Annotated in this window: 14 protein-coding genes; 3 read left to right on the top strand and 11 right to left on the bottom strand. The window is 37.7% G+C overall.

The window, feature by feature from the left end; all coding sequences use genetic code 11:
* Position 1 precedes the first annotated feature (1 nt).
* The gene (locus V6984_RS04655) at positions 2-193 is read left to right on the top strand and encodes a hypothetical protein (RefSeq protein ID WP_342755954.1); all 192 of its coding nucleotides are present in this window, start codon (positions 2-4) and stop codon (positions 191-193) included.
* 96 nt (positions 194-289) lie between these two features.
* Positions 290-784: a DDE-type integrase/transposase/recombinase gene (locus V6984_RS04650; RefSeq protein ID WP_342758635.1), complete on the top strand. Its 495-nt coding sequence runs from the start codon at positions 290-292 to the stop codon at positions 782-784.
* 198 nt (positions 785-982) lie between these two features.
* On the opposite strand, the gene aspS is transcribed toward V6984_RS04650, so the two are convergent.
* The 4 genes from aspS to V6984_RS04635 form a co-directional block, all read right to left on the bottom strand.
* The gene (aspS, locus tag V6984_RS04645) at positions 983-2,308 is read right to left on the bottom strand and encodes an aspartate--tRNA(Asn) ligase (RefSeq protein ID WP_342758634.1); all 1,326 of its coding nucleotides are present in this window, start codon (positions 2,306-2,308) and stop codon (positions 983-985) included.
* 626 nt (positions 2,309-2,934) lie between these two features.
* Positions 2,935-3,258, bottom strand: a complete 324-nt coding sequence (locus V6984_RS22305) for a DUF1062 domain-containing protein (protein ID WP_425324230.1) — start codon at positions 3,256-3,258, stop codon at positions 2,935-2,937.
* A 246-nt stretch (positions 3,259-3,504) separates the two neighbouring features.
* Positions 3,505-3,765, bottom strand: a complete 261-nt coding sequence (locus tag V6984_RS04640) for a CD3324 family protein (RefSeq protein WP_342758633.1) — start codon at positions 3,763-3,765, stop codon at positions 3,505-3,507.
* A 234-nt stretch (positions 3,766-3,999) separates the two neighbouring features.
* The gene (locus V6984_RS04635; RefSeq protein ID WP_342758632.1) at positions 4,000-4,518 is read right to left on the bottom strand and encodes a hypothetical protein; all 519 of its coding nucleotides are present in this window, start codon (positions 4,516-4,518) and stop codon (positions 4,000-4,002) included.
* A 117-nt stretch (positions 4,519-4,635) separates the two neighbouring features.
* Here V6984_RS04635 and V6984_RS04630 point away from each other — a divergent pair, with 117 nt between their 5' ends.
* Positions 4,636-5,553: a LysR family transcriptional regulator gene (locus V6984_RS04630; protein ID WP_342758631.1), complete on the top strand. Its 918-nt coding sequence runs from the start codon at positions 4,636-4,638 to the stop codon at positions 5,551-5,553.
* A gap of 370 nt (positions 5,554-5,923) precedes the next feature.
* Here V6984_RS04630 and V6984_RS04625 read toward each other — a convergent pair whose 3' ends face one another.
* The 7 genes from V6984_RS04625 to V6984_RS04595 all read right to left on the bottom strand — a co-directional run bounded on the left by V6984_RS04625 (position 5,924) and on the right by V6984_RS04595 (position 12,110).
* Positions 5,924-6,958 carry a hypothetical protein gene (locus V6984_RS04625; RefSeq protein WP_342758630.1) on the bottom strand — a complete coding sequence of 345 codons (1,035 nt, stop codon included), beginning with the start codon at positions 6,956-6,958 and terminating at the stop codon, positions 5,924-5,926.
* 630 nt (positions 6,959-7,588) lie between these two features.
* Positions 7,589-7,984: a 30S ribosomal protein S9 gene (rpsI, locus tag V6984_RS04620; RefSeq protein WP_342758629.1), complete on the bottom strand. Its 396-nt coding sequence runs from the start codon at positions 7,982-7,984 to the stop codon at positions 7,589-7,591.
* 28 nt (positions 7,985-8,012) lie between these two features.
* Positions 8,013-8,441, bottom strand: a complete 429-nt coding sequence (gene rplM, locus V6984_RS04615) for a 50S ribosomal protein L13 (protein WP_342758628.1) — start codon at positions 8,439-8,441, stop codon at positions 8,013-8,015.
* A gap of 365 nt (positions 8,442-8,806) precedes the next feature.
* Complete coding sequence (gene truA, locus V6984_RS04610) at positions 8,807-9,544, bottom strand: tRNA pseudouridine(38-40) synthase TruA (protein ID WP_342758627.1); 738 nt, start codon at positions 9,542-9,544, stop codon at positions 8,807-8,809.
* Positions 9,541-10,347 (bottom strand): energy-coupling factor transporter transmembrane component T, encoded by an 807-nt coding sequence (locus tag V6984_RS04605; RefSeq protein WP_342758626.1) that lies wholly within the window; start codon positions 10,345-10,347, stop codon positions 9,541-9,543. The genes truA and V6984_RS04605 overlap by 4 nt, the downstream gene beginning before the upstream one ends.
* Positions 10,348-10,355: 8 nt before the next feature.
* Positions 10,356-11,204 carry an energy-coupling factor transporter ATPase gene (locus V6984_RS04600; protein WP_342758625.1) on the bottom strand — a complete coding sequence of 283 codons (849 nt, stop codon included), beginning with the start codon at positions 11,202-11,204 and terminating at the stop codon, positions 10,356-10,358.
* 60 nt (positions 11,205-11,264) lie between these two features.
* Positions 11,265-12,110 (bottom strand): energy-coupling factor transporter ATPase, encoded by an 846-nt coding sequence (locus tag V6984_RS04595; protein ID WP_342758624.1) that lies wholly within the window; start codon positions 12,108-12,110, stop codon positions 11,265-11,267.
* Positions 12,111-12,242: the final 132 nt, after the last annotated feature.

Here is a 12,242-nt window from a genome sequence, read left to right as displayed (position 1 = left end):
GATGAAAGAAAACAGGCTGACACGAAACGAAGCGATAGAAGCGGCGGATATACTGAGAGATATGCTTGATGATGAGCAAAGAAAAGCTGAACTGCTCAAACAGCGTAATAAAGAGCTGGAATTATTGCTTATGAAGAATGATATCGCAATTCCTGATTATGAATTATGGCATGGCGTATTACCCATGGTGTAAAAAGACAGTAAAAAACTGGAAAAAGCATCCATAGCGGTGCTTTTTCCCGGGTAAATAAAGTGGGGAATTTTCTCCGCTATTTTTGGGACTTTTTTATTGACAATCACAGGTGATGCCAAAGGGAAGCGTTTTTATCAATACACAGCCATCGATGAATTCTCCCGATGGCGTTTCGTGGAAGCCTTTGAAGAACACAGTTCTTATTCTTCCTCACAGTTTTTGGAGCACCTGATCAAAGCATTTCCCTTACCCATCGAGTGTGTGCAGACCGATAATGGGCAGGAATTCACCAAGCGGTTTGCTTCTTATGGTGGTTGCGATAAACCGACTCTTTTTCAGGTAAGGCTACAGCAGCATGGCATCCGTCATAAGTTGATCCGTCCCTTCACTCCAAGACATAATGGGAAGGTAGAGCGCAGCCACAGAAAAGACAATGAACGCTTTTATGCCACCCATCGATTCTACTCATTGGAGGACTTTGGCAGACAGTTAAAGATCTATAACACAAGGGATTATAACCGCTTTCCCATGAGGCCCCTTGGATGGAAATCTCCCGCAGAGATATTAAAGAATTATTTACGGTCACTGTAACATATGTTTGACAAACCTACATATTAATTTGTTTTTAGCATGAGTTAGTACATTATTAGCATAATCGATGCAGTTGACAAGATATAAAAGAATGAAAACATCGAGCAACACACTTTGCGCCCTACTCTTATTAATAAAAGGACATTTTCCGGCAAATTGCTTCACCCAAAAATGTCCTATGAAAATCTGTATCTTGACCTATGGGACTAATCTATTAATGTCTCTGGGAAATAATGTAGAAAATCGTACATTTTCCTGTTCTAATAGCCTGCTGGTAAAACGTTCCAATCCTAACCCCAATCCTCCATGCGGCGGCATACCATATTTATGCATCATGAGATAGCTTTGAAACTGTTCTATATCCATGTCTCTCCTTTTCATCTTTTCAATCTGCTCTTGATAGGAATGTATTCTTTGACCACCAGTAGTAATCTCCAGCCCTCTGAACAAAAGATCAAAGCTTAAGGTTTCTTCCCTGTTTTCTTTACTCTCCATGGCATAAAAAGGACGTTTTTTACTTGGATAGCCGGTTACAAAAACAAAATCACTTACGGTTTCCTCCTTTATCCATCTACAAAGTAATTTTTCTTCTTCAGGCTCAAAATCATCTAAATCATTTATTTCCCTATGATATTCTTTTGCAATCAATTCTTTTGCCTCTTTAAAAGTAATCACAGGAATCTCATGAATGACTGGCAAGTTTATTCTTAACAGCTTTATTTCAGATTCATATTTTTTTTGGAGATATTGAAAAGTGTATCTCAACATCAGGGTTTCCATCTGCATAATTTCTTCGAAACTATTGATATACCCCATTTCAAAATCTACGCTTGTGTACTCATTAAGGTGTCTGGAAGTATCATGCTTCTCAGCTCGATAAACCGGTGCAATTTCAAATACTCTCTCATATACACCAACCATCATTTGTTTATAGAATTGTGGACTCTGCGCTAAATAAGCATTTCTTCCAAAATACTCCAGATGAAATATGTTAGCACCACCTTCTGCACCAGCATAAACAATTTTGGGAGTACGAATTTCTGTGAATTTTTCTTTTTTTAAGAACTCACGTATTCCATCCACTATTCCTTCCTGAATTTTAAATATAGCCCGCTCTTTTTCATTTCTTAATGTAATTGGCCTAAAATCAAGTAATTTTTCAATGGAAGTATCTACATACTTATTATTGATTACAATTGGACTCGATGCTTCAGGGGCTGACAATACATTAATATTTCTAATTTGAAGATCATATCCAGTTTTTGATCTGTTTTCTTCCTGAACATATGCCGTAACTATAACACAGCTTTCCTCCACTAATTTCTCTAATGGAAATTCGGAGGTTTCCTTCGTATATATGCACTGGACAATTTCTCTTTTTGCTCTTAATAATACAAATGCAAAATCACTCATTTTTCTGATTTTGTAAATACTGCCATGTATTTGCACTGTATTACCTATTTGATTTTTTAATTCATCTGCTTCTACGGCTACTTTTTCTAATTTTCCTGTTAGTTTTATCATTTTAATAACCATGCCTTTCTCATAACCTGCAAACTTTGGGCCACAGGCACAAAGTTGCGTGTGAAACATTCATTTTTCACACTATCCTCCTGAATTCATCTTTCTTAAAAAAATCACAAATCCATGAGGACATAATCTATATGCCCCATACAATCACAACCTTTCAGTTACCTGTATGGCTAAAAAAAGAGCCACACAAGTAAAATTAATTTACCAATGTGGCTCTTAGTATATTTCTCCACATAGGCACAACACGTTTAGCGCTTGCACCTATGATTCTTACATCACGGTTACAAGCGCTATAAATCGTCGTCCCTATTCAACATTTCATATTGTTGATACTGATTCATTACAGCAGCCTCCATTTATTATTAAGAGATAATATAGCATATTATTAATTTATGGTCAACAAAAAAGATGTCCTCATCACCTGAATGCATTACTTTAAACAGCTCCATCACTATTTATATCCCTCTCTATTTCAATAATGATTTTATGTTCCTGTTTTTCTTCTGCCACAACAATAGCTCCGGACTTTTCTAATCCTTTAACTCCGGACCTCGTAAGATTTAAAATCTCAGCTGCAACTTTATCGGTTCGTATTTTGAGTGCATAACTGCTGCTAACTACCAGTAAATCACCTTTGCGAAAAAATTGCTATCTGTTCCATACGCAAATGCTAATTCACTGGAATTACTTAAATATCCCTCATATTCCTGCCGCAATATGGACTCCGGTTTACATCTTTCGTAGACCGTCAAATTATGAGTATGTTTACACTTTATACATTGATAGATCAACCATATATCTATTTTATTACCATTTGCATTTACACGAAAGCAATTTGTATTATGAAACACTGCTTTACAACCACATCCCGAACAATTTTTTAGTATTTTAAAAGATTCCTTCTGTATTATTGTATATTCTATTTTTCTTAAATAGTTCATTTTGCATTTCCTTTAGAATTTATAAATGGATTTGCAAAGTGCTATTACATAATCATCTGATTTTTATTTGAAATAGCCTTTGCTATGCAAAACAAACTGGGGTAGTCATAAAAATGTTCCTCCTATGTTAATTTCTTATTTAATTTTAGGAAATATTACATTTAATTCCCACCTTAAATATTTTTCTAAAAAAGAATGAGCCGATACAAATTTCTTTGGATCAGCTCAAATATGACAATATTCATTTCATTTTACGTAAAATACGTTGGATACTTTTCTCCGATAAAAATACTTAATTGATAAATCCTGAACTTTATGCCCATTTTGAAAGTCAGTAAATATCTGAAAATTCCGATCTTCCAATTCCTGCCGTATAAAAGTGTTGTTTCCCCATTCTTTTCTTTGATTTTCTTTTCTGGGAATATAAATATTTTCTCCATCCACATATTTATGTATTAATTCTATTATTTCCATTGGCAGAATTTCTTCCGCTTTTCTATAGCCCATATTTGCCTCCTAAATTATTAAATTCTTTAGGTTAGCAATAGCTATAACAAATTTCATATTATAAAATTGCAATAGCTAGTGCTATGCAAAAATAATAAATTTTCTCATAAAAAGTAATCCTCCTGCAGAAATATTTGAATAATTGATATTTATCTCTTTTCTTCGATATATTTTAACTATTATTATATCAAGGTAACTATTCTACGTAATATTATACAATAGATGTTAATATTTTTATAGTATTTCATCAATTATTTTTCTAACAGCCTGGCAATTACAATTTACCGTCCATCCCCCCTCTTCATTTTTAATTATTCGTTGCCACAAGAAACTATTTTCCTGTATATCAGAAAACATCCATTTCATCTCACCTTTCGTTATTTCAGTTAATATTATTTTATCCTCTTCTTTTACCGCCTCAAGTCTTGTGCTTTCTCCGTAACAACAGTAATAAATATCCCAATTCCCAGTTTTTGGATTATAGGTTCTTATTGTCGTTCCATATTCTGCATCAGGCTCCTTTATTTTTTTTCTTTCCTCCCTGGATGGACATATGAACAAATCCTGTATGCCTGTTCCTTCTAAGATTCTGGAAAATATCCATTCTCCTTTTACAATTCTTTCCTTCTCAGTTCCAATTCCATCATGCCAGGAAAACTCCCACTCTCCAATTAATTTTCCGAAATAATCTTTTTCTTCTGGAATCTTAGCGCTTCTATTTTCACTTATCAGTGCTTTCATAAATACTTCCATTTTTTATCCTTTCTGTTGTCTGTTTTATAAAAAAATGATAACATCTAGTTATTGATTAGTAAAATTAATTAATATTATTATATTAATCATTTTTTGTTATCAAAAGAAGGAGTCATTATGGAGATAAAACAATTACAAACTTTTTATATCCTAAGTAAGGAGCTCAATTTTACAAAAGCTGCAAATAATCTGGGATATACTCAATCGTGTATCACCCTGCATATCAAAAAACTGGAAGAAGAATTAGGTGTTCAACTTTTTGATAGAATTGGCAAAAAAGTAACGTTAACCCATGCAGGTCAACAACTGTTACCTTCCGTACGCCAATTATTAAAACTTTCAGAAAAAATAAACGACTTAGTATTGGAAACAACCGGTGAAACAAATTCCATACAAATTGGTATCTGTGATTCTCTATGTATCGAAAAAATGCCTGCCATTATCAAAGAATTTAAGCAGGCATATCCTAATGTCGACATTTATCTGAAGATTTTAAAATGCTCTGAATTTTTAACTGAGTTAAGAGAAAATAAAATTGATTTAGCTTACACGATTGGCTACCTAAATAAAATACCGGAAATTGAATATACCGCCGAATCAACAGAACCCATTCTCGTTCTTGCTTCTCCAGATTATCAATTAGCCTCCAAAAAAAATCTTTGTGCAAAGGACTTTGAAAATATTCCCTTGATTCTTACAGAATCCGCAGCATATTATCGAAGAAACTTTTTGAATGATTTGGAGCGAAATGGTGTCATTCCTAAAATCATCTTGGAAACAGAAAGTATTCAGGCAATAAAAAATCTGACTCAAAGCGGTCTTGGCGTCTGCATATTGCCAGAAGCTGCTGCCAATTCTGAAATAATCAGTGGCCAGTTAGTTCCTTTGGATTATGTATGTGATTATAACATTCGATCCCAACTGATCTGGCATCATGATAAATGGTTATCTTTTACTTTAAAGCAATTTATTCATATCGCCACTGAGGTTATCGAAAAGATTAATGAGCACACTATGAGCAATCATCACGTATAGACAAATCGAATAATGAGCATTTATCTGCGACATTCCGTTATCCGTGGCCTTCCGTCATCTGCGAACGCAGGAAGAACCTCGATTCCGCTTCGCATTATCTCTTGGAAAACTTGTAGAATTATCTGCGAACGCAGAAATAACCTCTAATTTGCTTTGCAAATCCTCGGTCATTCTTGCGTTCCAATGAACCATCCACATATAAAAAAGCCCCTTGAATGCAAGCATTCCGGGGCTTTGTATATGCGTCTGTTTCGCAGATAACTGCTTATCTCTTTGGTAACTTAGAATGCTGATTATATAAGGTTCTATACTCTTTTGTCAGTTATGTGTTAGTTACCCACAGATTTTGATAATCTTCTACGCTGCCTTGCTAATACATGCTTACATGACAATTAAACTTGTTTTCTATCCATTTTGCTAAATCATCCTTTGTATAACCTGCCAATATTTCCGATGTATACTCTGAATATATTGTATTCCATCTCAATTTCTTTTCCGTTTCCTTCCATGATGGCTGATAACAATTAATGAGTACTTCGTCACTATATCTATCATGTTTCACTACAACCAACATTTTTCCTATATTACTAAATTCTGCCCAATAATCACGACAATAACCTGAATATGCTGTTAAATTAAATGACTTATCAAAATCACAAAACTCATCAACTTCCTTACTTTCACATATTACTTGATTAAATTTAGTATCAATCAACAAACTTTTGTTATAAACTATATTCCCATTCTCATCATATCGTGTAAGGTTATTTTTTTCTACAATCGGATATGTACCTACTATTTCATATTTTTCATGCTCATAGGAATATCTAAATATTGCTGTATAATATGCACTATATGTACTTCCCCAAACATAGTAATTGATTAATATTTCTTTAGTAGAATCACCAAATATATTAGACACACAATTAATCACAGGATATAAATGCATTCCTTCCGCTTCAATACTATATGTAAATGTAGGTTTATATCTACTTTTCACCCCTAATAAGTCATTCATACTATGCAATATTTCGTTTTCAACGCTATCCATGATAACAAATTTATTTTTATCTTCCCCATCCCATTTTACATTTCCTGCATTACAAGATGTGACAATAATAGAATTATTTCCAAACCCATGTATATCTACATTTTCCATATTTACGATTTGTTCATCATCACAAATCTCATCTTTGATTTGTTGCATAATCAAATCATTATCCGATTGATTATTATTTGTAATTTGGCCCACCAAATAATATAACCCACCAAGAAAAATTGTTAGTGTAGACACTACCGATGCAACTCCATATAATCCTTTTAAACACTTCTTTAATTTTTTATAGAAAATTAGAAATTTTTCATTTTTATTAATATTCTTAATCTTATCCTTATTTTTTATCATAAATCCGTATATAAACATATATGTCTTTCGCATCAACTTTTCCCTTTTTCACAAAAATAATTAACACATTTATAATAACATATGGGGTAGCAATATGCTATCTCTAGCCTGCACAGCTTCATTGCTCAAATTTCTGTTGAATTAAATAAATTCTTATGATATATTATAGATAGAAAAGGAACAACCGCCCACAAGGGGTTGACCGATTATATGAGAAGCGAAGCCACCCTTAACCGTCCAAAGTTTATAGGGTGGTTTTGCTATGTACAGCTACTTACAAAACGTAAAAACAAATGTAAGTAATGCCAAAAGGAATAGACCAAAAGTCATCAAATCCTTAAAATCAAAACGATTTTTCATAGGCATCACCCCCATTCTTTTAGAATGAGGTCAACACACCCTGCAACACGATTGTCCTTGGGCATATTCTATCATACGGATTCACTTCTTACAATCAATAATTTTTCTATTTAGTATATCTATTTTATTTGTCAGTTACGTGTTAGTTATGTGTAAGTTACCTCTAAATTTTGATACCATTTACAAGCGTTCTTTGCTATTTAACAAATATAAAAACCCCGAAAACACAACGTTTTTCGGGGTTCTGCTGTAATTCGATTTTCTGTCTGCTTATCTCTTTGAAAACTGGGGTGCGCGTCTTGCGGCTTTGAGACCGTATTTCTTTCTTTCTTTCATACGAGGGTCTCTCGTTAAATAGCCTGCTTTCTTGAGTACCGGTCTGAAATCTACATCAGCCTGAAGCAATGCTCTTGCAATGCCGTGTCTGATAGCTCCTGCCTGACCTGTGTATCCGCCGCCGTGTACGTTAACCTTTACATCGAATTTGTCCAATGTATCCGTAGCGGTAAGAGGCTGACGAACGATAACCTTTAATGTCTCTAATCCAAAATAATCATTGATGTCTCTTTTATTTATAATGATATTACCTTTGCCGGGTACTAAATATACTCTCGCAATCGATTTTTTTCTTCTGCCAGTTCCGTAGCAATTTGCTGCCTTAGCCATTTTAATTTTCTCCTTTCAGTCCTCTTAATTAAAATGTTAATACTTCAGGTTTCTGAGCTATCTGATCGTGCTCTGCACCTGCGTATACATGAAGTTTTCTGTACATATCTCTTCCTAAAGGTCCCTTCGGAAGCATGCCTTTCACAGCAAGTTCTACAACTCTTTCAGGTTTTTTAGCTAACATTTCCTTCAATGTAGTCTCTTTCATACCGCCTACATAATCGGAGTGATGATAGTAAATCTTCTGGTCTAATTTTTTACCTGTTACTTTTATTTTTGCCGCATTAATTACAACTACATAATCGCCTGTGTCGATATGAGGTGTAAAAATCGGTTTGTTCTTACCTCTTAAAACTTTAGCAACTTCAGATGCCAAACGTCCGAGTGTCATATCCGCAGCGTCAACTACATACCATTTTCTCTCGATAGTAGCCGGACTAGCCATAAAAGTTTTCATTATGTTACCTCCAACCTTAAATCAATTTTCTTCGTTTGATTTCCATAAATCAAACTATTTCTTTTCATTGTTACTGTCTGTAATCTTACCATGGTGCGGATGTCCGGCCACACCTTCGGCTCGCTTACCGACAAGCTTTCTTCTCATAAGAAACACGCATCACGAGTTCCTTCGCTATTATATTTATAATGTACTGCCGGGGCTTTGGCTTTACATTATTAAACATTGTCACATTGAATTATTATATTATACGCTTCCGCGTGTGTCAACCTTAATTTCAACAAATTTTCCCGATCTCATGCCGCTTATCTAAAGCTTATTCTATTACTGCAAGCTCTGTATTCAGTACATCCCGGAAGACATCATTACAGAAATTCATAATTAGTTAACATAAGTCCGCGGGCCGGAGCTGTAGGCCCTGCTGCCGTCCGATCCAGCGCATTCAGGATGTCCGGCACATATTCTGCCTCCCATCTCCCTTTTCCTACCTCTATAAGCGTTCCCGCGATAATCCTTACCATATTATATAAGAAACCATTTCCGGTTACACGGATTATGATTTCCTCGCCTTCCTGCTTTACCTGAAGGTCATATATAGTCCTTACCGTGGTTTCCGCCTGACTGGCTATGCTGGAGAAGCTTTTGAAGTCGTGCTCGCCAACGAGATATAGCGCCGCAGCTTGCATCCTGATTACGTCGAGTGGAATATAAGTAAAATGAGTATAAAGCCTTTTCGTCGGTAAAGGAAACTGCGAATTAATGATTCTGTACTCATACGTCTTCCTGCTCTCGCAGCGGCGGGGATGAAAATCCGCCTCCACCTCCTTGGACCTGCGTATGCGGATATCCTCCGGCAAGCGTTGGTTCAACGCATAAGATATCTTCTCTCCGGGCATTCTGGCATTGGTATCGAACACCGCCACGTTACAGAGCGCATGCACTCCCGCATCCGTCCTGCTCGCTCCGATTACTTTTATGTCCTCCGAAAAAAGGCCGGACAGGCATCTGTTCAGCTCCCCTTCGATTGTCTTCGCATTTTCCTGCACTTGAAAACCGCTGTATGCGGTGCCGTCATAAGCGACTGTCAACATCACACGTTTCATAATGTAAAGATTCTCCCAAAATAAACGCAAAAAGCTACATATGACCATACCGCCGCGTAAGCGAATGCATCCTGCCTACGGTATACCAGCGGCTTCATCTTCGTCCGGTTGTCTCCCCCCCTATAGCATCTCGCTTCCATCGCCATCGCCAAATCGTTGGCACGACGGAAAGCGGAAAGGAAAAGAGGGACAAGAAGCGGCACGAGACTTTTCGCCTTTTTGATTAGATTGCCGCTTTCGAAGTCCGCACCTCGGGCAATTTGTGCCTTCATTATTTTATCGGTCTCTTCTAATAAAATAGGAATAAACCGAAGCGCAATCGCCATCATCATAGAAATCTCGTGCACAGGCACATGCAGTTTCTTAAGAGGAGACAGCAGCTTTTCCATGCCGTCCGTTAACTGATTCGGCGTAGTAGTAAGCGTCATCAGGGAAGAGCCTATGATAAGAAAGGTCAGCCTGATTGCCATAAATACGGCCGTCCGTATACCCTCCTTCGTTATCGTCAGTTTCCAAAAGGAAAATAACACCTCTCCCGGGGTCAAAAAGAGATTGAACACCACTGCTAAAATGAGCAGAAATACAATAGCTTTCATACCCCTTACAATAAACCGGAACGGAACCTTGGAGACCTTTATAAGACAAACAAGGAATACACCCGCTATGATATAACCTATAAAATTATTCACTATAAATAATGAAATAATAAACAGCAGCGTGGTAACCAGCTTCACCCGGGGGTCAAGCTTATGTATTACCGAGTCCGCATGATAATATTGTCCTAACGTAATATCTCTTAGCATCTTTTCTCCTACCTCTTAAGCACCCGAAGAATCTCATCCCTGGCTTCTTCTATCGTAATCACGTCCGCATTCACCAAATATCCTTTTTCCCGAAATGCCTGCATAATATAGGTTACCTGAGGTGCTGCCAGTCCTACTTCTTCCAGCTCCTTATAGTGACGAAACACGTTTCTCGGCTCGTCGTCATACATGATGCTGCCCTGATTCATAACAATGATGCGATCCACATATTTCGCCACATCCTCCATGCTATGGGAAACGAGAACTACCGTAATTCCTGTTTCTTCCCGAAGCTTCGCTATCTGATCCAGTATCTCATCCCGTCCCTTCGGGTCCAGGCCGGCCGTCGGCTCATCCAAAATGAGCACCTCCGGCTTCATAGCAAGTACACCGGCAATAGCAACCCTTCGTTTCTGCCCGCCTGACAGGTCAAAAGGAGACTGGTAAAAATACTCATCCTCCAGCCCCACCTGCTTTAAAGCTTCATAGGCACGAAGCTGTACTTCTTTTTCCGTAAATCCCATATTCTTGGGACCGAAACACACATCCGAAAAAACATCTATTTCAAAAAGCTGATGCTCGGGATACTGGAACACCAATCCTACATCACTCCTCAATTTCTTCTTATTGAAACCGGAATCCCCTATATCTTCTCCGTTATAATAGATATGTCCCGATGTGGGATTCATAAGTCCGTTCAAATGCTGTACCAGCGTGGACTTGCCGGAACCCGTATGCCCGATAAGCCCTATGAACTGACCGTCGGGTATTACGAGATTAATGTCCTTTAAGGCCGCTATCTCCATCGATGTCCCTTTTTCATATACATAGCTTACATGGTCCAAAATGATTGCCATCTGTTTCCACCTCATTCGCGACTTTTTAGCGCGTTATCTCTCTTCCTTGCAGTCTAAGCACTATAGCTTAAGCTCAAGCATAAGCTCTTCACAGGTCAAAATTCCATCCGGAAGATTTATCCCGCTTTTTTTCAGTTCGTAAGCCAACAAGGTAACCTGCGGCACATCCAGACGCAGTTCCTTCAGCTTTTCCACTTGTGAAAAAATTTCTCTCGGTGTGCCCTGCATGGCGATATGTCCCTTATCCATAACCACGGCTCTATCCGCATGAATAATTTCTTCCATATAATGAGTAATGAGTATTACCGTAATGCCCTCCGCTTGATTCAGTGCGCGGACCGCCCGGATTACCTCCCTGCGGCCGTTGGGATCGAGCATCGCCGTCGGCTCATCCAATATGATGCACTTAGGGTGCATCGCGATGACCCCCGCAATAGATACCCTTTGCTTCTGTCCTCCAGACAGCTTGTTAGGCGAATGCTTTCTATATTTATACATTCCTACCGCTTTCAGACTCTCTTCCACCCGTTCCCATATTTCGTTTGTCGGGACTCCCATATTTTCCGGTCCGAAGCCCACATCCTCTTCTACCACCTGACCGATAATCTGGTTGTCCGGATTCTGAAAAACCATTCCCGCATTCTGCCTGATATCCCAAAGATATTCTTCATTGGTCGTATCCTTGCCGTCTACCCAGACCGTTCCCTCCGTAGGATAGAGAATGGCATTCATATGCTTTGCCAGTGTGGATTTACCGGAACCGTTGTGCCCGAGAATAGCGACAAAGTCTCCCTGCTTTACATCCAGGTCCACTTCGTCCACCGCGCGGGTGATTCCCTCCACATTGCCGTCCTCATCCCGCCTGATATATTCAAAAATTAATTTTTTGGCTTCTATAATTCCCATTTGTTATCCTAAACCTTTAAATTAGTTTACATTTTGTCACGTTTTTTATTGTACTAGAAAATATTGATAATTACAAGATATTCCACTGCTTTGACGCTATAAATCAAAAAAAGTGATGCGTACTGATTCCAT

This window comes from Kineothrix sp. IPX-CK (assembly GCF_039134705.1).
Lineage (GTDB): Bacteria > Bacillota > Clostridia > Lachnospirales > Lachnospiraceae > Kineothrix > Kineothrix sedimenti.
The sequence above is the reverse complement of the archived record's forward strand: the minus strand, read 5'-3'. Positions and strand labels throughout refer to the sequence as shown.